This is a genomic window from Pseudomonas sp. FA117, from assembly GCF_057370475.1.
This window is the reverse complement of record NZ_CM170675.1, coordinates 4,413,529-4,435,156: the sequence shown is the minus strand read 5'-3', so window position 1 is coordinate 4,435,156 and position 21,628 is coordinate 4,413,529. Positions and strand designations below refer to the sequence as shown.

General features: G+C 64.6%; 20 protein-coding genes. 13 read left to right on the top strand and 7 right to left on the bottom strand.

The genetic code is table 11. The features are described 5' to 3' along the window. The first annotated feature begins 298 nt into the window (after positions 1-298). Positions 299-604, top strand: coding sequence for a DUF2288 domain-containing protein (locus tag AC1TXO_RS20525; RefSeq protein ID WP_486406874.1), 306 nt, complete (start codon positions 299-301; stop codon positions 602-604). A 232-nt stretch (positions 605-836) separates the two neighbouring features. Here AC1TXO_RS20525 and AC1TXO_RS20520 read toward each other — a convergent pair whose 3' ends face one another. Further along, positions 837-3,008 (bottom strand): hypothetical protein, encoded by a 2,172-nt coding sequence (locus tag AC1TXO_RS20520; RefSeq protein ID WP_486403432.1) that lies wholly within the window; start codon positions 3,006-3,008, stop codon positions 837-839. Between the two features lie 184 nt (positions 3,009-3,192). On the opposite strand from AC1TXO_RS20520, the gene AC1TXO_RS20515 reads away from it, so the two are divergent. Next, positions 3,193-4,080 carry an NAD(P)-dependent oxidoreductase gene (locus AC1TXO_RS20515; RefSeq protein ID WP_486403431.1) on the top strand — a complete coding sequence of 296 codons (888 nt, stop codon included), beginning with the start codon at positions 3,193-3,195 and terminating at the stop codon, positions 4,078-4,080. Here AC1TXO_RS20515 and AC1TXO_RS20510 read toward each other — a convergent pair. Continuing rightward, positions 3,980-6,244: a putative bifunctional diguanylate cyclase/phosphodiesterase gene (locus AC1TXO_RS20510; RefSeq protein WP_486403430.1), complete on the bottom strand. Its 2,265-nt coding sequence runs from the start codon at positions 6,242-6,244 to the stop codon at positions 3,980-3,982. The two genes, AC1TXO_RS20515 and AC1TXO_RS20510, sit on opposite strands and share 101 nt — an antisense overlap. A 212-nt stretch (positions 6,245-6,456) precedes the next feature. Next, positions 6,457-9,303, bottom strand: coding sequence for an RNA polymerase-associated protein RapA (rapA, locus tag AC1TXO_RS20505; RefSeq protein WP_486403429.1), 2,847 nt, complete (start codon positions 9,301-9,303; stop codon positions 6,457-6,459). 115 nt (positions 9,304-9,418) lie between these two features. Here rapA and AC1TXO_RS20500 point away from each other — a divergent pair, with 115 nt between their 5' ends. The 7 genes from AC1TXO_RS20500 (at position 9,419) to AC1TXO_RS20470 (ending at position 14,265) form a co-directional block, all read left to right on the top strand. Beyond that, positions 9,419-10,114 (top strand): M949_RS01915 family surface polysaccharide biosynthesis protein, encoded by a 696-nt coding sequence (locus AC1TXO_RS20500; protein WP_486403428.1) that lies wholly within the window; start codon positions 9,419-9,421, stop codon positions 10,112-10,114. 110 nt (positions 10,115-10,224) lie between these two features. Continuing rightward, positions 10,225-10,563, top strand: coding sequence for a hypothetical protein (locus tag AC1TXO_RS20495; RefSeq protein ID WP_054891742.1), 339 nt, complete (start codon positions 10,225-10,227; stop codon positions 10,561-10,563). A gap of 67 nt (positions 10,564-10,630) precedes the next feature. Continuing rightward, complete coding sequence (locus AC1TXO_RS20490) at positions 10,631-10,792, top strand: hypothetical protein (RefSeq protein WP_486403427.1); 162 nt, start codon at positions 10,631-10,633, stop codon at positions 10,790-10,792. A 133-nt stretch (positions 10,793-10,925) separates the two neighbouring features. Continuing rightward, a complete protein-coding gene (ccoM, locus tag AC1TXO_RS20485; protein ID WP_486403426.1) occupies positions 10,926-11,042 on the top strand; it encodes a cytochrome c oxidase subunit CcoM in 117 nt (38 codons plus the stop codon). Positions 11,043-11,202: 160 nt separating this feature from the next. Continuing rightward, positions 11,203-13,191, top strand: coding sequence for an FUSC family protein (locus tag AC1TXO_RS20480; protein ID WP_486403425.1), 1,989 nt, complete (start codon positions 11,203-11,205; stop codon positions 13,189-13,191). Next, a complete protein-coding gene (locus tag AC1TXO_RS20475) occupies positions 13,178-13,384 on the top strand; it encodes a DUF1656 domain-containing protein (protein WP_486403424.1) in 207 nt (68 codons plus the stop codon). Before AC1TXO_RS20480 ends, AC1TXO_RS20475 begins: the two co-directional genes overlap by 14 nt. Before the next feature lie 11 nt (positions 13,385-13,395). Beyond that, positions 13,396-14,265, top strand: a complete 870-nt coding sequence (locus tag AC1TXO_RS20470) for an efflux RND transporter periplasmic adaptor subunit (RefSeq protein WP_486403423.1) — start codon at positions 13,396-13,398, stop codon at positions 14,263-14,265. Positions 14,266-14,295: 30 nt separating this feature from the next. Here AC1TXO_RS20470 and AC1TXO_RS20465 read toward each other — a convergent pair whose 3' ends face one another. Next, positions 14,296-15,024, bottom strand: a complete 729-nt coding sequence (locus tag AC1TXO_RS20465) for an SDR family oxidoreductase (RefSeq protein ID WP_486403422.1) — start codon at positions 15,022-15,024, stop codon at positions 14,296-14,298. A gap of 101 nt (positions 15,025-15,125) precedes the next feature. Here AC1TXO_RS20465 and AC1TXO_RS20460 point away from each other — a divergent pair, with 101 nt between their 5' ends. Then, entirely contained in the window at positions 15,126-15,914 is a 789-nt protein-coding gene (locus tag AC1TXO_RS20460) for a LysR family transcriptional regulator (RefSeq protein ID WP_486403421.1), read from the top strand. On the opposite strand, the gene AC1TXO_RS20455 is transcribed toward AC1TXO_RS20460, so the two are convergent. Beyond that, a complete protein-coding gene (locus tag AC1TXO_RS20455; RefSeq protein WP_486403420.1) occupies positions 15,911-16,669 on the bottom strand; it encodes an SDR family NAD(P)-dependent oxidoreductase in 759 nt (252 codons plus the stop codon). The two genes, AC1TXO_RS20460 and AC1TXO_RS20455, sit on opposite strands and share 4 nt — an antisense overlap. Before the next feature lie 116 nt (positions 16,670-16,785). On the opposite strand from AC1TXO_RS20455, the gene AC1TXO_RS20450 reads away from it, so the two are divergent. Together AC1TXO_RS20450 and AC1TXO_RS20445 are read left to right on the top strand one after the other, a co-directional pair. Then, on the top strand, positions 16,786-17,706 hold the full coding sequence (locus AC1TXO_RS20450) for a LysR family transcriptional regulator (RefSeq protein ID WP_486403419.1): 921 nt from the start codon (positions 16,786-16,788) through the stop codon (positions 17,704-17,706). Positions 17,707-17,830: 124 nt separating this feature from the next. Continuing rightward, positions 17,831-18,193, top strand: coding sequence for a DUF2025 family protein (locus AC1TXO_RS20445; protein ID WP_486403418.1), 363 nt, complete (start codon positions 17,831-17,833; stop codon positions 18,191-18,193). Here the strand turns inward: AC1TXO_RS20445 and AC1TXO_RS20440 are convergent. Next, positions 18,171-19,247 (bottom strand): diguanylate cyclase, encoded by a 1,077-nt coding sequence (locus tag AC1TXO_RS20440; protein ID WP_486403417.1) that lies wholly within the window; start codon positions 19,245-19,247, stop codon positions 18,171-18,173. The genes AC1TXO_RS20445 and AC1TXO_RS20440 overlap by 23 nt on opposite strands. Positions 19,248-19,375: 128 nt before the next feature. Between AC1TXO_RS20440 and AC1TXO_RS20435 the strand changes: the two genes are divergently transcribed. Then, a complete protein-coding gene (locus tag AC1TXO_RS20435) occupies positions 19,376-20,470 on the top strand; it encodes an MBL fold metallo-hydrolase (RefSeq protein ID WP_486403416.1) in 1,095 nt (364 codons plus the stop codon). A 3-nt stretch (positions 20,471-20,473) separates the two neighbouring features. On the opposite strand, the gene AC1TXO_RS20430 is transcribed toward AC1TXO_RS20435, so the two are convergent. Next, complete coding sequence (locus AC1TXO_RS20430; protein WP_486403415.1) at positions 20,474-21,370, bottom strand: formate/nitrite transporter family protein; 897 nt, start codon at positions 21,368-21,370, stop codon at positions 20,474-20,476. Between the last annotated feature and the right edge of the window lie 258 nt (positions 21,371-21,628).

The following is a 21,628-nucleotide window of genomic DNA, read 5'->3' as shown; positions in this document are numbered from 1 at the left end:
GATTTGCGGCACGCTCGTGCCATGTCGCAAGCCCACCTTCCCCCGGAACATGTCCCGGAACTGTACCGGTACAGTGTAGAGCGCTCTCCGAGCGCTTGAAAAGCGGGCGAAAAGTCCCTGTTTCCCGGGGTGTCGCATGATCGACATAAAGATACAAAAAAGCGCCATCATCTTGCCTGTATCTCGGACCCGACCCCGCATAATCCGGGTCCATCGACCAAATTACGTATTTGAAACCGGGTTTTTCTGCAAAAATGCCGACCCTTTTTCAAAGGCCATTCTGTCGGCAGGAAAACCCATGACTGATCACACAAGCACCCTCTATGCCAAATTGCTCGGCGAAACCGCGATTATCGAGTGGAAAGCCTTGGAGCGTTTCTGGGCCAAGGGTGACCTGATTTGGGTCGACCCCAGTCTGGACCTGATCGCGGTTGCCGAGGCAATGGCCGAGAATCGCAGCGATATCTTCACCAAGTGGCGCAATGATGGCACTGTCGGGCCGCTCAGCGCAGCGCAGGCGCTAGAGCTGCAAGGCAGCGACCCGCAGATCTGGGCGGTGGTGGTTTCGCCGTTCATCGTGATCCAGGTTAAGAAAGCGGAATAACCACGGGCGTTTTTAGTGCGTAAAAGTGCTTGATTGCACCTCATTGGTGCGTGTTGACGCTGACGTAAGGTGGAAGTAAGTAACAAGTCGCCGCGGCGTTCGCCACTGCGGTAACAATTTACGGGATGCGTAATGCCCCTTGCAGGAGCGGGCTTGCCCGCGAATGCGTCGGTGAAGTCACTATTCGCTTTCTCGGGTGAACCCGCTCCTGCGGGGGGGCATGTGCCAGCCCTCAGTAATCGACCCGCCCGGTGTGGCTGTTCAGCGAGATCACGCGCGTCTTGCCGATCCGATGCCTGAAGATCTCGCGCAGGTATTTCACCGCCTTCTTCACGCATTCGCGCGACAAGCGGATGTCGTTGATCGAGACGAAGCGGCTCTTGTCGTTGATCAGCTCGCGATACTTCTTCTCGTACATCGGCTTGATCGCATACCAGTTGGTATCGAGGATCTTCGCCGGGTTCTCGAATTCGTTGAGCAGGTCGTCGATGTGGGCTTCGTCGAAGTGTTCGCTGGTGATGAACTCGAGGATGGCGTTGTCCAGGGTATCGTCGAAGCGGTAGGGCGTACGGGCGAAGCAGCGCTTGATGAACGCCACGATCAGGGTCAGGAAGTCGTCCGACAGGCACGGGCTCTTGGCGATCAGGGTGGTCAGCGACAGGTTGGCCGAGGCGCCGATCACCAGCGCGTAGCGCTTGAGCGTGGTGTTGGGGAACAGGCTGTTGAGGTGAGTCTTCAGCCGGTTCAGGTCCATGTACGACAACTTGTAGTCCTTGGGCAGCGACACGATCGACACCACCGAGGAGCAGTTCTTGAAGAAATGCAGGTCGTGCAGCGCCGCGGCATCGAAGCCCGAGGCCTGGTACTGCTCGAGCGCGGCGCGGTAGCGGCGTGACTCGATCGGCAGCAGGCTGATGCCCTCGATGGCCTGGGTCTGCTTGTTGAAGTGCGGCAGGTCGATGGAACGGAAGAACAGGTCGTCGATGTCCAGCCGCGGCGCCTCGCGCTCGAACACCTTGAACTTGTCCGACCCCTGCGCCGGGGCTTCCGGCACCACCGATTCGGCATAGGCCACCGCCACCGGGCCTGCCAGGCTCATGAACAGGTCGTTGGCATCCAGGCGGATGGTTTCGCCGATGTCGATGCCGGCGCGGCGGAAGTAGTTCTGGTCGTAGTCGGTGGTCACCGCCTGGGCGGTGAGGATGTTGAAGATCTGCTGGGAGATGTACTGGTTGGCGTGCTTCTCCATGGCGTTGACGTCGATGTTGTGGATGGTGCCGTCGTCGCTTTCCTCGGCGTAGCGCATGATGTCGTTGGAGATCAGCATCATTGCGTTCCATGGGCGGATGCGGCCCATGACGCTGGCCTCGCTGCTGTCTTCATTATCGAAGTTGTACGAGAAGTCCCATTCTTCGGACAGGTACTTGCACAGCAGGCGTCCGGCATTGATGTGCAGGGCCTCGGACATTTCACTGCGGTGGTCGGAGGCATTGGGCAGTACGCAGATGCCACTGGTGAAGATCGGCTCGAAGACAAACGAATGCCCGCTCTTGCCGTCGTTTTCGTCGGCAGCCTTGGTGTCGAAGGTCTTGTTCATGTACGAGTACTGCTGGGCCAGGCCGAATTCCGAGGCCATGCCCGAACCCGTTCCGCCGCCGGCGCTGAAGATGTAGAAATACAGGCGCGACTGGTTGGCCTTGATGCCGCAGGAGTCGATCAGGTACGAGTGGATCAGCTTCCAGTCGGCGCTGGAGAAGCGCTGGGTATCCTTGTTGAGGATGATCTTGGCCAGGTACTGGCCGAGGATCGGCGCGTTGCCGGCGCCACCGGCGTGTACCTCGGACAGGTCCATGATCTTCATCTTGCTGTAGTCGCGCAGGAACTCGCCGCGCTCGCCCTTGCGCGAAAAGCGGATGCGTCCGGCGATGTCCTTGTCCAGGTCGCCGAGCATCACCAGCGGTTCGACCAGGAACACCGGCTTGGCCCCTTTATTCTGTACCAGGCGCAGGTTCTGTCGGATCCAGCGGGCGGGGCTGTAGCCGCCTTCGCCTCTGTTGCGGTCTTCGTTGTTGAACTCGTTGAGGAAGAAGGTGCGCGCGTTGTACACCAGCTCCGCCACGTCCAGGGCGATGTTCGAGCCGCAGCGCCCCAGGCCGATCAGGCACACCGAAGGGAATTGCTGGTCCAGGCGCAACTGGCTTTCGTCTTCGACATGCAGGCCCTGAGGAAATACCAGGTCACGCAGGCCGTCGAGGTTCTCGAGGATGCGCTGGATGTCGGTCTCGGTGAAGTACAGATACTGCGCGGCAACGCTGCGGGCGGGTTGACTGCCACCAAGGATCGGTGCGCTGCTGCTGGTCGAGGGCTCGGGCACTGCATTGGCAGAAGTATTATTGGAAGTCATAGTGCGCCATTTGCCTGGAGTGATGGACGGTTGGGGTGGATGTCATCTGGCCATTACTTAAATCGGGCGACTGTAGCAGCGCGCGTTTTACCCGGGCGATAGGGGATTACCCTATGACGGGTAGGGTTTTTCGCGGCTGATCCGCAGCGCCTCGCGCCTGTTCAATCTTTGCCTGGAGTCGTTCATGAGTACTGCATTGCCTTCGCTGGGGTTCGCCGGGATCGGCTTGATGGGCTTGCCGATGTGTCGTCGCCTGCTCGCCGCCGGCTACCCGCTGACCGTGTGGAACCGCAACCCGAGCAAGTGCGCCGAACTGGTCGCTGCCGGGGCCCGTATGGCCGACAGCCCGGCCGCGTTGAGCCGTGACAGCGACATGGTGCTGCTGTGCCTGGCCGATACCGCTGTGGTGCGCGAGGTGGTGTTCGGCAGGCAGGGTATCGCCCAGGGCGGGCGCAAGGGGCAGTTGCTGGTGGATTTTTCCAGCCTGGAACCGACCGCCACCCGCGAGATGGCCGCCGAGCTGGCGGCGTTGTGCGGCATGGCCTGGCTGGATGCCCCGGTGTCCGGTGGCACACCCGGCGCCGAGGCCGGGACGCTGGCGATCATGGTTGGTGGCGAGGCCGCTGACCTGGCCCGGGCGCGCCCGGTACTGCTGAGCCTGGGCCAGCGCGTGACGCACATGGGTGGCGTCGGCGCCGGGCAGGTGACCAAGGCCTGCAACCAGATGATCGTCGCCTGCAACGCATTGGTGATTGCCGAAGTGGTGGCCCTGGCCGAGCGCTCAGGGGTGCAGGCCAGCCTCATCGCCGAGGCGCTGGCCGGCGGTTTCGCCGATTCCCGCCCGCTGCAGATCCTCGCGCCGCAGATGGCAGAGAGCCGCTACACACCGGTCAAATGGCACGTGCGCACCCTGCTGAAGGACCTCGACACCGCGGTGAAATTCTCTCGCGAACAGGGTTCGGCCACGCCGGTCAGTGGCCTCGCCGCACAACTGATGCGCCTGCACGGCAGCCAGGGCCACCTGCAAAGCGATCCGGCGACCCTGGTAGAGCTGTTTCGCAGCCGGGATTGAATGAGCTGTCCAGGTTGTCGAGGCGTTCGAGCACGGCGCGCAGATCGGTCACAGGCACCGGCCGGCTGAGCAGATAGCCTTGCAGGAAGTCGCAACCCTGGGCGGCCAGGAAGGCATGCTGCTCGGCCGTTTCCACGCCCTCGGTGACGACCTGCAGGTGCAGGGTGTGCGCCATGATGATGATCGCCTGGACGATCTCGCGATCCTGCTGGCTGCCCGGCACATCCTGGATGAACGATCGGTCGATCTTCAGCACGTCCAGCGGCAGGCGCTTGAGGTAGGCCAGTGACGAATAGCCGGTGCCGAAGTCGTCGATCGACAGCGCCACACCCTGGGCGCGGATGCGCTTGAGCAGGTTGATGGTGCGGTGGATATCGCCCATCAGGGCGTTTTCCGTGACTTCCAGCTCCAGTTGCCGTGCGGCCAGGCCAGCCTGGAACAAGGCCATCTCCACCTCACTGGCCAGCTCTTCCCGGCCAAGCGTCACGGCCGAGCAGTTGACCGTGACTTTCAGGTGCCCGTAGCCGTAGCGGTTGAGCTCGGCCAGGTCCTTGCAGGCACGCCGAAGCACCCACAGGTCCAGCTCGGCGATCAGTCCGTTGGCCTCGGCAATGCCGATGAAACGGTCCGGGCCCAGCAGCCCGTGCTGCGGATGCTGCCAGCGCACCAGCGCCTCGAGCTTGGCGACGCGGGCAGCGTGCAGGTCGAAGATCGGCTGGTAGTGCACGCACAAGCCATGCTCTTCATGCAATGCGACGCGCAGTTCTTCCTCGAGCTGCAGCTCGAGGGTGGCACGGGTCTTGAGGCTGCTGTTGAAGAAGTTCAGGTTGTTGCGTCCGCAGCCCTTGGACTGGTAAAGCGCCAGGTCGGCGTTCTTCAGCAGTTCCTCGGCCGTCTGGCCATCGTCGGGGAAGATGCTGATACCGATGCTGGTGGTCATGACCATGCGCCGTCCGCCCAGATCGATCGGTTCTTTCATCCGTTGCATGATGCGTTGCGCAAGGTGCCGGGCCTCGTCACGGTTGTGCAGGCCGGTGACGATGCAGAACTCGTCGCCGCCGAAGCGTGCCACCACGTCCTGGGCACGGGTGGCGCCCTTGATGTGGGTCGCGATCACCTTGAGCAGGTCGTCGCCGGCAGCATGCCCGAGGCTGTCGTTGATGCGCTTGAAGTGGTCGATGTCGAGGAACATCACCGCCAGCATGCCATTGTTCGCGGTCTGTTCGGCCAGGCGCTCGGCGAACACCTGGTTGAAGCCGCGGCGATTGACCAGGTTGGTCAGGGCATCGTAATGCGCGGCCTGCTGCAGCGACACCCGGGCCTGGTCGAGCTGGCTGAGCAGCACGTTGACCCGACGCAGGTCGTGTTCCTTGCTCTGCAGTTTCTTGTCGGCCAGTGCGGCGCTGATGCTGCTGCCGCTGATCAGCAAGGTGATGAAGGCGATGGTCAGGCCCAGTTGCAGGCTGTTGTTGTCCGAGGGCAGTTCCAGCGGCAGGTCCTGGGGGATCACCAGGGACAGGGCGGCCATGCCGGTGAAGTGGGTGAGGACGATGCCGGCCGCCATCATCAGGCTGGCGCCGTATTTCATGATCAGGTGCAGGGTTCCGCTGCCGCTGCGGAAATAGCGGGTCATCAGCAAGGCCACCAGGCTGGTGACGATGGCGATGCACAGTGAGGCGAGCAGCAATGGCGTCTGGTAGTACTGCAGCGCGCTGGTCTCCAGGGCTGCCATGCCGGTGTAGTGCATCACGGTGATGCCGATACCTATGGCCAGCGCGGCCTGCAGGTAGTGACGCAGTTGCATGGGGGAGCGGTCCAGGCTGTTCATCGCCAGCCATGCGGCCACCAGCGCGACCAGCAGCGAGACGGCAGTCAGCGGCATGTCGTAGTGCACCTGCAACGGTGCCTGGAAGGCCAGCAGGCTGATGAAGTGCATGGCCCAGATACCGCTGGCCAGGCAGCAGGCACCGAGGATTTTCCATTGACGCCGGGCTCTGCGTTCTTCGCTGTGGCTCTGTCGCTCGGCCATGTCCAGCGTCGCGAAACACGCAGCGCAGGCTACCAGGTAGGCGAGCATGACCAGGAAAGGGTTGTGACGACAGTCGAGAATGATTTGTCCGTTCGCCGGCAGCTCGGCAAACAATTGCAGTCCCAGCCACTCCATTGCCTGTCTCTTCCTCGAGTTTGCACTCGTCCCCTAACAACGTGGTGGAGACCGTTGAAACTCGAGTATAGGAAAGGGGAGCTAGACCATCCTGATTAATGGCAATTTGATTTCTACCATTTGGGCATCAGGTCGATAGCGGAAGGTTATAAGAACAGGTGAGGCGCTGTGCGCTTTGCGGGCGAGCCCACGAAGCGCGCAGCGCCATTCTGTCAGCCCGCCACCAACACGCGAATCGCTTCCAGGCGCAGGGCTGCCTTCTCGAGCATCGCCAGACCCTGTTCACGCTGCTTGCGCAAGGCATCGATCTCGCTGTCACGCACGCTCGGATTGACCGCCTTGAGCGCGGTCAGGCGTGCCAGCTCTTCGTCGGCCTCGGCGGCCAGACGGCGCTGGGCCTCGGCCACGCGCTCATCATGCACGGGCAGGACCTTGGCCTCGCCGGCGGCAAAGCGCTTGGCCAACACATCGCGCTGGGCCTGGATGAACTTGTTGGCGCTGGCCTTGGGCACGCTCTCGAGCTGGTCGTTGAGCGTTTCGAAGGCGACCCGCGCCGCCAGGTCGTTACCGTTGGCGTCGAGCAGGCAGCGCAGCGCGGCCGATGGCAGGTAGCGGCCCAGTTGAAGGCTGCGCGGCGCCACGACTTCACTGACATACAGCAGTTCGAGCAGCACGGTGCCCGGCTTGAGGGCCTTGTTCTTGATCAGCGCCACCGCGGTGTTGCCCATCGACCCGGACAACACCAGGTCCATGCCGCCCTGCACCATCGGGTGCTCCCAGGTCAGGAACTGCATGTCCTCGCGCGACAGGGCCTGGCCACGGTCGTAGGTGATGGTCACGCCTTCGTCGTCGCCCAGCGGGAAGCTGGCGTCGAGCATCTTCTCGCTGGGCTTGAGCACCAGCGCATTCTCCGAATGGTCCTCGCTGTCGATGCCGAAGGCGTCGAACAGGGTTTCCATATAGATAGGCAGGGCGAACTGGTCGTCCTGCTCGAGGATCGCCTCGACCAGCGCCTCACCTTCGCCGGCTCCCCCGGAGTTGAGTTCCAGCAGGCGGTCGCGGCCGGTATGCAGCTCGGCTTCCAGGCGCTGGCGCTCGTTGCGTGCTTCGTCGACCAGGGCGTCCCAGGCCTTGCTGTCGCCACCGGCCAGTTGCGCCAGCAGGCGCGGGCCGAACTGATGCTGCAGGGCGTTGCCGGTCGGGCAGGTGTTGAGGAAGGCGTTCAGGCCCTCGTGGTACCACTGGAACAGGCGCGCCTGCGGGCTGTCCTGCAGGAACGGGATGTGCAGCTGGATGGTGTGCTTCTGGCCGATCCGGTCGAGACGGCCGATGCGCTGCTCGAGCAGGTCCGGGTGCGCCGGCAGGTCGAACATCACCAGGTGATGGGCGAACTGGAAGTTGCGGCCTTCACTGCCGATTTCCGAGCAGATCAGCACCTGGGCGCCGAACTCTTCGTCGGCGAAGTAGGCGGCGGCGCGGTCACGCTCGAGGATGTTCATGCCTTCGTGGAACACCGTGGCTGGGATGCCGGAGCGCACGCGCAGGGCGTCTTCCAGGTCCATGGCGGTCTCGGCGTGGGCGCAGATCACCAGGACCTTGGTGCGCTTGAGCATCTTCAGGGTATCGATCAGCCAGTCGACACGTGGGTCGAAGCGCCACCAACGTTGTTCGTCGGCGGTTTCGCCCTGGGCCTGGAAGGCGACTTCCGGGTACAGCTCGGCGCGTTCGCCGGCCGGCAGCTCGCTGTACTGCTCGGGATTGGCGAGCGGGTAGGGGTGCAGCTGGCGCTCGGGGAAGCCCTGGATCGCCGCGCGGGTGTTGCGGAACAGGACGCGGCCGGTGCCGTGGCGATCGAGCAGTTCGCGGATCAGACGGGCGCTGGCCTGGCTGTCGCCATCGCTGACTGCAGCCAGCAGCGCCTCGCCCTCTGCGCCGAGGAAGTTGTGGATGGTGCTGTGCGCCTTGGGCGACAGACGGCCCTCGTCGAGCAGTTCCTGGACGGCTTCGGCCACTGGGCGATAGTGCTCGCTCTCGGCACGGAAGGCGGCCAGGTCGTGGAAGCGGTTGGGGTCGAGCAGGCGCAGGCGGGCGAAGTGGCTGTCCTGGCCGAGTTGCTCGGGGGTGGCGGTGAGCAGCAGCACGCCGGGGATGACCTGGGCCAGTTGCTCGACCAGCGAATACTCGCTGCTGGCCTGTTCTTCATGCCACACCAGGTGGTGGGCTTCGTCGACCACCATCAGGTCCCAGCCGGCGGCGAACAGCGCGTCCTGGGCCTTTTCGTCCTCGACCAGCCACTCCAGCGCCACCAGCGCCAGCTGGGCGTCTTCGAAGGGGTTGCTGGCATCGCTCTCGATGAAGCGCTCGGCGTCGAACAGCGCCACCTGCAGGTTGAAGCGCCGGCGCATTTCCACCAGCCACTGGTGCTGCAGGTTTTCCGGGACCAGGATCAGCACGCGGCTGGCGCGGCCGGTCAGCAGTTGGCGATGGATCACCAGGCCGGCTTCGATGGTCTTGCCCAGGCCCACTTCGTCGGCCAGCAGTACCCGCGGTGCGATGCGGTCGGCCACTTCACGGGCGATGTGCAGCTGGTGGGCGATCGGCTGGGCGCGGCAGCCGCCCAGGCCCCAGAGCGGGGAGAGCATCTGCTTGCTGTTGTGTTGCAGGGTGTTGTAGCGCAGGGAGAACCACGACAGCGGGTCGATCTGCCCGGCGAACAGGCGGTCGCTGGCCAGACGGAACTGGATGAAGTTCGACAGTTGCGTCTCGGGCAGGGTACAGGCCTGGTTCTGCCCGTCCAGGCCATGGTAGACCAGCAGGCCGTCGACATCCTCGACCTCGCGCACGGTCAGCTTCCAGCCATCGAAGTGGGTGATCTGGTCGCCCGGCGAGAAGCGCACGCGGGTCAGCGGCGCATTGCGTAGCGAGTACTGGCGGGTGTCGCCAGTGGCCGGATAGAGCACGGTCAGCAGGCGGCCATCCTGCGCCAGGATGGTTCCCAGGCCGAGCTCGGCTTCGCTGTCGCTGATCCAGCGTTGCCCCGGTTGATACTGCTGCGCCATACTGCCTGAACTCCCGCGATGAAAAAGCGCACTATCTTAACGGATAGGCCCGGCGGACCAAAGCGTTCAGCCAATTCATCGACGAATACCTTGTCAACGAGGGCCTCGCGCCAACATGCCTGTCACGCACCGCTGGTTGAACCTCTCCATGGCCGTGGGCAGCCTGGCGCTGCTCGCCGCCTGCGATCAGAAGAAGTTCGAGATCCTCGCGCCGATCCCGGTCGAGCAACTGGAAGTCCTCGGCGTGCAGACGCCGCTCAAGAGCGTGCATTTCCACGACCGCGAAGGCGAGGGCCTGCTGGTGCTCAGCCGGGTCGACGGCCAGGCCACCGATGCCGAGAGCGAGCAGGAAGTGGACAAGGTGGTGCTCAAGGCCACGCTCTATGGGCGTGCGAGCGACAGCGAAGGGTTCAAGCCGCGCTGGCAGATCGACCAGGAAACCACCTGCCCGGGCCTGGACCTGGATGTCGACTTCTACACCGACGTCAGTGACGTCACCGACCTGAACAAGGATGGCGTCGCCGAAGTGACCGTGGCCAGCCATGCCTTCTGCGGCGGTGGCATCGACCCCCACGACATCAGCATCGAGATGCGCGAAGGCCAGGCGATCTACAGCATCAGCGGCCAGTCGCAGATCAGCCCTGCGGGCGAGGAACCGATCGGTGGCGAACGCGAGGACAGCGCCTCGCTGAAGAACGCGCCGCAGGTGCTGCGTGAGCACATGGATGCGGTGTGGCAGCAGGTCTACAAGCGCCCCTGGAGCGAAACCAGCCAGCCGATGGATGACGACCCTGACGACGAAGGCGAGTGAGCGCGGTCTATACTTCATGCACGGCGCTGTGACAGACCGCACAAACCCTTGCGCATGCGCTCAAGGCGGTTGATGGCCGGCCGATACAGGGGCTACAGGAGAACCGACTCATGCTGCCGCCGATCATCCCGCTCAGTGCCGTGCCCGTGACTTCGCAACAAGACCCCGTCAAGCAGAGCCCCAATATTCCCCCGGTGGTTCCGGCGCAGCCTGCCTCCAGCGATGGCACCATCGACCTCAAGCAGCAACGCGATCCGCAGGATGAAGCCTATCGGCTGCGCGAGGAACAACGCCGTCAGCAGCAGCGTCGCCAGCAGCGCCGCCAGGACGAGCAGGAAGAACTCTACAGCGCCATGCCCGGCGACGAGCTCAACGCCGACAACACCGTGCCGGTGGCGCCGCTGGGCGAGCGCCCGCGCCAGGGCCTGCTGGTGGACATCGAAGTCTGAAGCGGGGCTGTTCAGCGCCGCCGCCAGGCTTCATCATGGACATATCCGCTGTCAGTCGAGCCCGCCCATGAGCCAGGACAACCTCATCGACTTTGGTGCCGAGCGCGCCAAACGTATCCACGACATCAAGGACAAGCGCCTGGACGAAATGCGCCAGGCCTTCGAGCAGGCCATGCCGTTGGCGGCCGGCAAGAAGAAAAAGGGCAAGAACAAGCCCAAGAAGCGCTGAACACTGATGCAGGTCAACCCTGCGCCCCCTCCTGTGCCCGGTCCCGGGCCACATTGACCCTGGTCAATTTCCCCTCCCGCCGCATTCGTTACCTTGTGCCCATCGGACAACGGCAACGAATCGGGAGGCCGACATGTTCTTCGACAACGTGGTGATCGCTGGCGTAGTGACGGTCGGGTTGATGTTGACGTTCTTTGCCGGTCTGGGACTTTTCATCTGGAAGGATGCGAACAAGCGCAAGCCGCGCTGATCTGTCCAGGTACACGAGCACGCAAGGCATTTAGGGCGACTTCGGTCGCCCATTTTTTTGTGCCTGAAAAAAGATTGTTAGCTAGCTAATTAAGTCGCTTCGCTTTATTCTCCCATTCGTTGTCTATCGTTCTACTCACCATTCCCGCAAGGTCCGCTTCGTGCCCATCACCTTCCAGGCCCTGTTCGCACCTACCAGCCTCGCCCTGAAGTTCGCCATCAAGACCTTGCTCGGTGGCGGGCTGGCGCTGTGGCTGGCCATGCGCTGGGGCCTGGAACAACCGGCCTGGGCGTTGATGACCGCGTTCATCGTCGCCCAGCCGCTGTCGGGCATGGTGGTGCAGAAGGGCCTGGCGCGGCTGGCCGGGACCCTGGTCGGCACCTTCATGTCGGTGGTGTTCATCGGCCTGTTCGCCCAGACGCCGTGGCTGTTCCTGCTCACGCTCGCCTTGTGGCTGGCCTTGTGCACCGCCGCGTCCACCCAGTTGCGCAGCGCCTGGGCCTATGCCTTCGTGCTGGCCGGCTACACCGCGGCAATCATCGCGCTGCCAGCCATCGACCATCCCTTGCAGGTGTTCGACCAGGCGGTGGCGCGCTGCACCGAGATCTGCCTGGGCATCGTCTGCGCCACGGCCACCAGTGCGCTGCTCTGGCCCATGCGGGTGGAACAGCAGCTCGGCGGCCAGGCGCGCCAGGCCTGGGAGAACGGCATGCAGACCGCCAGCGCCATGCTCGGCGGTGAAGACGAGGCGCGCAAGGGCTTGCTGGACATCCTCAGCCGCATCGTCGCCATCGACGCCCAGCGTGAACACGCCTGGTTCGAAGGCAGTCGCGGCCGTCAGCGGGCCCGGGCGATCCGCGGGCTGAGCCAGAGGTTGATGGTCCTGCTGCGCATCTCGCGTTCGGTGCGGCGCCAGTGGCGCCAGCTCGACGAACGGCAGGCGGCGCACCTGGCGCCTTGGCTTGAGGAAGTCCGCGCCCAGCTCGGCAACCCCGACCAGCCGAGCCTGCTGCTGTTGCGCCAGCGTATCTGGGATGCCGCCCACGACGAACAGATCAGCCCGGCCGAGCACTTCTGCCTGGCGCGCATGACCTTGCTGCTGGATTTCGCCATGGCGGCCACCCAGGCGCTGCTGGACGTGGAGCAGGGGCGCACGCCCAAGGATGTGTCCCAAGGGTTGGCGGTGCACCGCGACCTGCCGCTGGCGCTGCTGTTCGGCTCGCGCAGTGCCCTGGCATTCCTGGTCATGAGCAGTTTCTGGCTGGCCACCGCCTGGCCTTCGGCCCCGGGCGGCCTGGTGCTGACCTGCGTGGTCTGCAGCCTGTTCGCCAGCCGGGAAAACGGGGCGCAGATCGGCCTGAGCTTTCTGCGCGGCATCCTGCTGGCGATTCCGGCGGCATTTCTCGTCGGGCAGATCCTCCTGCCGGAGTGGAGCAGCTTCGCGTTGCTCTGCCTTGGCATGGGCGTGCCGCTGTTCTTCGGCGCGCTGGGCATGGCCCACCCGCGCACCGGGGCGACCGCCACCGCGTTCTGCCTGCATTTCATCGTGCTGGTCGCGCCGCTCAATGCCATGCACTTCGACGTGGCGAGCATGCTCAACAGTGCCCAGGCCATGCTGATCGGCGTGGGCGCCGCGGTGCTGGCGTTCCGCCTGGTGGTGCTGCGTCATCCGAAATGGCTGGGGCGGCGCCTGCGGGCAGCCACCCAGAGCGACCTGGTGCGCCTCACGCATCGTGACCTGCGTGGTGCCGACAGCTGGTTCGGCGGGCGCATGGCCGATCGCCTGATGCAACTGGCCCGGCACGCCAGCGAACTGCCCGAGGCTGAACGCAAACGCTGGGACGACGGCCTGCACGGCCTGGATATCGGCGATGAACTGGTACACCTGCGCATGTGCCTGGCCGTGGCGCAGGCGCCGCTGGCCGGCGCCGAGCGCCAGTACCTGCAGCAGCTCGAAGCCGTGCTGGCCAGCGGGCCGGCACCTGGGCGCGGGCAGCGTCTGGACGCGGCCAGTGAGCAGTTCCTCGAAGCCTTGCGCCGCCAGCCGTCGAGCGATCCGCTGCGCCTGGCCGTGGGCGCGGTGCTGCAGTTGCAGAAGAGTTGGGGCAAATGGTGCCGCTGGCAGGAGGAAGTCCATGGGCTTGCGTGAATGGGCGCTGGGCGGCGTGCTGCTCAGCCCGTTTCTGATCTACGTGCTGATGGCGCTGGTGCTGACCGGGCTGCTGCGCCTGGTGGTGCAGGGCACCCCGCTGGGGCGCTGGATCTGGCATGAAGCGTTGTTCGACGCGGCGCTGTTCGTCTGCGTGCTGTCGTTGGTGGTACATCTGTTGGGACCTTTGTAAGGAGTCAGTCCATGCGTGCAGCGGTACGTACCCTGGTCACCCTCTGTGTGGTGGCTGTTGCCGTGTTTGCCGGGTATCACCTCTGGCAGTACTACATGCTCACCCCCTGGACCCGCGATGCGCGGGTACGGGCCGACGTGGTGGTCATCGCCCCGGATGTGTCCGGCTGGGTGCGCGACTTGCGCGTGCATGACAACCAGCCGGTCAAGGCCGGCGATGTGTTGATGAACATCGACCGCGAGCGTTTCCAGGCTGCCTTCGACCAGGCCAGCGCCGTGGCCGAGACGCGCACCCAGCAGTTGCGCTTGCGTGAGCGCGAAGCCGCGCGGCGTACTGCGCTGGGCCCGGAAGCGATCAGCGCCGAGTTGCGCGAGAACGCGCAGATCAACGCAGCAGTCGCCCGCGGCGAGCTGCACGAGGCCCAGGCGCAACTGCAGGTGGCGAAGATCAACCTGGAACGCAGCGAGGTGCGCGCGCCGCGCGACGGGCATATCACCAACCTGCGGCTGGCCCAGGGCAACTACGTCACTACCGGGCAATCGGTGATGGCGCTGGTGGACGACTCGACGTTCTACATCCAGGCCTATTTCGAGGAAACCAAGTTGCCGCGCATTCGCGTCGGTGATCCGGTGAAGGTCTGGCTGATGGGGGCGGGGGAGGCGATGCACGGGCATGTCGAGAGCATCAGCCGGGGCATCACCGACCGTAACTCGACCCCCGACGGGCAGTTGCTGCCGGAGGTGGAGCCAACGTTCAACTGGGTGAGGCTGGCGCAGCGGATCCCGGTGCGGATCAGGCTGGACGAGGTACCGGCCGGGATCAACCTCAGTGCGGGGATGACCGCGAGCGTGCAGGTGCGTGAGGATCAGGTGCAGCGCTGAGCGACCCCGCGCTGCACCAGCGTCGCCTGATCAGGGCTGCTGCGCAGTCGCTGCCAGCACGATCTCGCGGATGCACACATATTGTGGCTGCTGGTATGCCCAGACGATCGCTGCGGCGACATCGTCGGCCTTGAGCACCACGCCGCCCATGTCGTTGGCTTTCCACGACTCGTAGTCGCGCTTGATGCCCTCGTCGGTGGTGTGGCCGAGCAGCTCGGTTTCCACCGCGCCCGGGGCGATGGTCACCACCCGCACGTTGTGCGGTGCCAGTTCCTCGCGCAGGTTTTCCGACAGGCCATGCACGGCGAACTTGGTGCCGACGTAGGCGACATGGTTGGGGAAGGTCTTGCGACCGGCCACCGAGCTGACGTTGATCAGGGTGCCGGTGCGCCGCGCGACCATGCCACTGGCCAGGGCATGCACGCCGTTGAGCAGGCCCTTGATGTTGATGTCGATCATCCGGTCCCATTGCTCCGGATCCTGCTCGTGCACCTGGCCCAGCAGCATCACCCCGGCGTTGTTCACCAACGCGTCGGCCGGGCCGTACAGGGCTTCGGCCTCGGCAACGGCAGCCACCAGGGCGGCGCGGTCGCGGATGTCTACCGCGCGGCACAGGCAGTTGGGCAGGGCCAGTGCTTCCAGACGCTCCAGGCGACGGGCGATCAGCAGCAGGGGGTGGCCTGCGGCCGAGAACTGTTGGGCAGTGGCTGCGCCGATACCGGAGCTGGCGCCGGTGATGATGATCAGGGGTTTGTTCATGAACGCCTCCAAGGCATAATCGTTTTCGATGGCCTGGATTGTAGAGCCCGATCCTTGCCTTGAAAAACGGCTTATTCCTCTGGCTGGCATCGGTTTCACCTATGGATATTCGACACCTCAAGGCGTTCATCGCCGTCTTCGAAGAGCGCAACATCACCTCGGCCGCCCAGCGCCTGTGCGTGGCACAGCCGACCCTGTCGGTCACCATTCGCCAACTCGAGGACGACCTGGGTGCGAGGCTGTTCCTGCGCCAGGCGCGGGGTGTGGATGTCAGCGAGCAGGCCCGGGCACTGTACCCCCAGGCCTGTCGCATGGTCGCCGAAGCTGAAGCGTTGCGCTCGCGCTTTCGCCAGGAGCAGGCGCATCGGCCGCTGGTTCTGGGCATCGAGGCGGATATCGCCCCGGCGCAGGTGGAGGCCTGTGTACGCATTGCCGCCCAGGCCGTGCCCGGCCTGCAGTTGAGCTTGCTCGACGGGTGCGAGGGGGACGCCCGCCTGGCCGATGAAGCCGAGCGCTGCGAAGACGAACTCTTCCTGGCGCTGTGGGAAGAGCCGTTCGTACGGGTCGCAGCCACGGGCAGCCCGGCCGAGGGGCGCTGGATCAGTTGCCCGCAACACCCGTCGCACCAGCGCCTGATGGGGCTGTACGGCGATGGTGAGCAGGTGGCGCAGGCCGGCTCCCTGCAACTGGCGCTGGCGCTGGTCGCCGCCGGGGTGGGTGCAGCCTGGTTGCCGCAGTCGCTGGTCGAGCGTCACCCGGGTGTCTACTGGCAGCCGGCACCCGGCCCGGCGCTGCGCCGTCGGATCGGCCTGTGCTACGCCGCCCAGGCCCTGGAAATACCGGCCCTGGCGAGCCTGCAGCAGGCCCTGAGCGGCAGCCGCCTCGGTTAGAGGAACATGCCGCCGGACACTTCCAGGCGCTGTCCGGTGATCCAGCCATTGCCCTCCTCGAGCAGCAATGCGATGGCGGCACCGATGTCGTCGGGCAGTCCGGCACGGCCCAGCGCCGTATTGGCGGCCACGAAGGCATTGACCTGCTGGTTGTCGCGCACCGTGCCGCCGCCGAAGTCGGTCTCGATCGCGCCCGGCGCCAGGATGTTCACCCGGATGCCACGCTCGCCCAATTCCTTGGCCTGGTAGCGGGTCAGCACTTCCATTGCGCCTTTCATCGCGGCATAGGTGGAGTACCCCGGCAGGGAGAAGCGCGCCAGGCCGCTGGAGATGTTGACGATCCGCCCGCCATCGGCCAGCAGGGGCAGCAGACGCTGGGTGAGGAAGAACGGGCCCTTGAGGTGGATGTTCAGCAACTGGTCGAACTGCGCCTCGGTGGTCTCGCTGAACAGGGCATGGATGCCGATGCCGGCGTTGTTCACCAGAAAATCGAAGTGCTGGCGGGCAAAGCGTTGTTCCAGGGTGTGCGCCAGGCGTTCGGCGAATCCGGCAAAGCTCTGGCTGTCGCCGACGTCCAGCTGCAGCATGGCGGCGCGTACGCCGGACCGCTCAAGGCGTTCGACCAGCGCCTGGGCTTCGTCGGCCTGGCTGCGGTAGGTGCCGATGACATCGATACCACGGGCAGCGAGATGTTCGGCAGCGTTGCGGCCCAGGCCGCGGCTGGCGCCGGTGAGCAGGGCGATCTTGCGGGTCATGGGTGTTTCCTCGTCGATGAAGATGGCGAGGTGAAGGTTATTGGTCGACAAGGGGCTGTTAAATCCACGGATTTTGGAAATACTGTTCGCCTTGTCCGAACGATCGAGGTGGCCTGATGAACAAGCTCGACTTGCTGCGCACCTTTGTCAGGGTCAGCGAACTGTCCAGTTTCACGTTGGCAGGAGAGAGCCTCGGCCTGCCGCGCTCGACCGTCTCGGAGCAGGTGCGGGCACTGGAAACCTTGCTCGGCACGCGCCTGCTCAACCGCACCACGCGTCGGGTCCAGGCGACCCAGGACGGTGTGCTGCTCTACGAGCGCAGCAAGGACCTGCTGTCGGGCATGGACGAGATCGAGAGCCTGTTTCGCAGCGATGACGCCGAACTGGCCGGGCGCCTGCGCATCGACATGCCGACCATGATGGCGCGCAAGGTGGTGCTGCCGGGCTTGCCGGGTTTCGTCCAGCGTTACCCGCGCCTGGAAGTGGAGCTCAGTTGCACCGACCAGCGTGTCGATCTGCTGCAGGGCGGCTTCGATTGTGTACTGCGGGTCGGCGAGCTGGGCGACCTGGACGTGGCGGCCCGACCGCTGGGGCGCATGGCCATGTGCAATTGTGCCAGCCCCGAGTACCTGGCCCGGCACGGTGTGCCGCGAAGCCTGGACGATCTGGCGAATCATCAACTGGTCCATTACGTGCCCAGGCTCGGTGCGCAAAGCGCGGGTTTCGAGTACGAAGTCGACGGGCAGCTGCGCTTCCAGGCCATGGGCGGTGTGCTCACCGTCAACAACGCCGTGGCCTATTCGGCAGCGGGGCTTGCAGGCTTGGGGCTGATTCAGGTGCCGGCGGCCGGTGTTGCCGACGACGTGCGCCGTGGCGATCTGGTGCGCGTGCTCGAGCCCTGGCAGGCACGGGCGATGCCGGTGTCGATGCTGTACCTGCGCCAGCGTCACGTGCCGCGGCGGGTGCAGGCGTTCATGGCGTGGATGGAAGCGCTGTTGGCCGACCAGCTCGATTCGGCGACATCGCGCCACGGCTGAAAGTCTTGGCGCAAGCGGTACGGCTCAAGGTAGTCTGTACACCTGACGATTCAGCGCGTTGCCCGTCAGAGGCAACCGTCCCCGCCTGGCGTGCGTTCCTTCCGATTCCATTCGAGGTAACGACATGGCCATTACATCCCAGGACATCTGCAGCGCCGCCGACCAGCTCAACGGCTTCGTCGGTTTTCACGCCAGGCGCGGCACGCATATCGTGCGTTTCTCCGAAGACGCCTTCGGCATGGACGTTGCCGACGACAGCATCACGCCCTGCAGCGAGTTCGTCTGGCGGCCCGAATCCGGCAGGCGCATGGCGCTGTGTCGTGAACGCCTGGCGTTGCTGTTGGCGCAACACGTCGACGACCGGCTTAACATCGGCCAGGCACTACGCCTGTACCTGACGCGGACCGACCTGCCGGAAATCGTTGCCGAGCGCAGTCTGCGGCGAGCGGACGGGGCCGTGGGGGTCAGTCGGGATAGGCAAGTTTGAGGGTGATGCCTTCGCTGCGGGCGAAGTTGACCTGGTTGCGCCCCTGGTGCTTGGCGCTGTAGAGCGCCTTGTCGGCGTCCTCCAGCCACTGCTCGGGCGTCTTGAGCTCCGGGTGATAGGCCGACAGGCCGATGCTCAGGCTGATACGCAGGTCCGGCAGCTGCGGGTTACGGTAGGCACTGACCTGCTCGCGCAGGCGTTCCATCGCCACACAGGCCCGGGCCTGGTCGGTGGCGGGCAGGATCAGGCAGAACTCGTCGCCGCCGTAGCGTCCGGCCAGGTCGTCTTCGCGCAGGACGTGCTTGAGTTCGTGGCTCAGTTGGCGCAGCACGCAGTCGCCCACCACATGACCGAAGGTGTCGTTGATGGCCTTGAAGTGATCGATATCGATCAGGGCAATCACGGCAGGTGCCTGCTGTTGCTGGCAGATCTGGAACCTGAGCAGCAGCAGGTCCTTCCAGGAGCCGTGGTTGAGCAGCCCGGTGAGGCTGTCGGTGCGGCTCAGGGCGCTCAGCCGGCGCTTGTGCTCGGCCAACTTGATCGCAAGCTGGTAGCAGACCCAGCCCAGCGCAAGGGGGTAGAGCGTCAGCATCGGCAAACAGGCATACACTTGCAGCGAGGTAGCCTGCAATTGCAGCCCGGGCCCGAACAGTGCCATGGCCAGCAGCGTCCCCGCCAGCTGTGCGCACAGGCCGCGCAGCACCAGGCGCTTGCCCCCGGCTGCAACGTTGTTCATGGTCATCATCGACAGGATGGTCACGCTCGGCAGCGGATTGAAGTGCATGGTCGCCGCCCAGAAACCGCCGCTCAGCGAGTCGAGCAGCAGGTTGCGCTGCTCGGCGTTGTAGGGGGCGGCCGAGCGGATCGCCCACTGGTAGGCGAGGTGCGGCCACACCAGGCCGTTGAACAGCATCAACAACCAGACCCAGGCGGGCGGCTGCAGGGGCGCGATGGCCGCCATCACACTGAACAGGCCGATGCCCATGCCGATGATGCGCGGCAGGTAGATACGCCTGGCGAAGGAAAGGCCCTTGCCGCTTCTGTTGTCGATCATGTCCGTCGTTCTTTTTCTTCAGGCGCCGTTTATCGCATAAGTTGCATGAATATTGTTGAACAATGATTCACGGCGGAAAAATGACCTTACAAGCCAATTCACGGTTGATGCGATCATTGTGAGGTAGCATGAAGTCCTTCTTCCTCCTCGGAGTGCTCCTGTTCATGGCCCCCATGGCTTCCCCCGCCGGCGAGCCGGCACCCTACAGGGACGGGCGTTTCCACAACCAGGCCGAGCTGCCCAGGGACGGCGTGCTCAAGAAGCTGCGCATCGGCCTCAAGTACCTGCTGCTGCGCAAGCCACCCGAAACCCGCCCGGCAACGGCGCCGAGCCTGCAGCCGATGACCCGCCAGCAGGTGCTCGATGCCCCCGACCACAGCCTCTGGCGCCTGGGGCACTCCACGGTACTGCTCAAGCTGCGGGGCCGCTTCTTCATCACCGACCCGGTCTTTGCCGAACGCGCATCGCCGGTGCAATGGGCCGGTCCGCTGCGCTTCCATGCGCCGCCCCTGGCGATCGACCAGCTACCGCCGTTGGCTGCGGTGATTCTTTCCCATGACCACTTCGATCATCTGGACGAATCGGCCATCCGCCAGCTGGCGCCGGGCACGGGCGTCTTTCTCGCACCGCTGGGCGTGGGCGACCGCCTGATCGACTGGGGTGTGCCGGTCGAAAAGGTACGCCAGCTGAACTGGTGGCAGGAAACCGAAGTGGCGGGCGTGCGTTTCGTCGCCACGCCCGCGCAGCACTTTTCCGGGCGCGGCCTGTTCGACAGCAACAGCACCCTGTGGGCATCCTGGGTGGTGATCGACGAGGAACTGCGCCTGTTCTTCAGTGGCGATACCGGGTACTTCGAGGGGTTCCGGGAGATCGGCGAGCGGTTCGGCCCCTTCGACCTCACCCTGATGGAAACCGGTGCCTACAACCTGGCCTGGCCCAACGTGCACATGCAACCCGAGCAGAGCCTGCAGGCGCATATCGATCTGCGCGGGCGCTGGATGCTGCCGATCCACAATGGCACCTTCGACCTTTCCCTGCATGGCTGGCAGGAACCCTTCGAGCGTATCGTTGCGCTGGCGGCGGCGGCGCAGGTGCCGCTGAGTACACCGCAGATGGGCGAGCGGGTCAGTATCGATTCGCCCCATCCCGGGCAGAACTGGTGGCAACCACGGCCACTGCGTCAACGCGGCGGGCCTCCCGAGCGGGCGGTGGCGACGCGCTGAGGTTCAGTTATCGCGCTCCTGCTTCGGTGCATGGGGGCGCTTTTCTTCTTCAAGCAGTTTCGACGGCGGCTTGCCGCTGTCGCTGCGCACCTGGGCGTGGCTGATGAGGGCAAAGATGAAACTGCCGCCGATGATGTTGCCGGCCAGGGTCGGCAGGGCGAACTCCAGCCAGAAGGTTCGCCAGCTCTCGTCGCCGGCCCAGACCAGGTAGGACACTTCTACCGAGCCGACCACGATGTGGGTGAAATCGCCCAGCGCCATCAGGTAGGTGATCATCAGGATGATCCAGATCTTGGCGTGCTCCATGGACGGGATCATCCACACCATGGTGGCGATCATCCATCCCGAGACGATGCCCTTGGCGAACATCTGGCTGAGGTCGTTCTGCATCACCTTGCGCCCGACCTCGAGAAAGGCCACGTCGGTCTTGCTGTCGAAGATCGGCAACTCGAGCATCACCCAGGCTACCAGCAGGGTGCCGGCCAGGTTGCCGAGCAGCACCACGGTCCACAGGCGCAGCAGGCGGCCGAGGTTGGCGAGGGTAGGGGTGGTCATCACCGGCAGCACGGCGGTCAGGGTGTTCTCGGTGAACAGCTGCTGGCGGGCGAGGATCACCGCAAGAAACCCGGCGCTGTAGCCGAGGCTGGCAATCACCTGGCTGCTGGCACTGTCTGGCAGCCGTGCATAGAACAACCCCATGGCCATCAGCGACAGGCCCATGGTCAGGCCGGCGGCCAGCGCCGACCACCACAGCGCGGCGAGGGTGCGCTCCAGTTCCTGGTCGCCCTGGTAGCGAATGATCTCGTGCAGCACTGCTGCGCGAGGCGGCTGGTTATGGCTGACTTCCTGCTCTTCGTCTGCCGACAGGCCGGGGGTCTTCTCGTTCTGCGCTTCGCTCATGGTTGCACCGCTCCGGGGGTGTTTCTCTACAGATCGATTGCGCTTCGATTAGTTGCCGACTGCCACCAGCAGGCGGATAAAAGTTTTTTTGGATCAAGGTGTTGACTCTGATTTCAAACCACGTATTATTCGCCTCCTCGCAGCGATGCACGCAGCGAGGCAGGCGGTAAGTTGTTGAGGTTGAAGGCTTTTGAAAGAAAGCGAATTCGAAAAAACTTCAAAACAACGCTTGACACGAAGTAAGGCTGCTGTAGAATG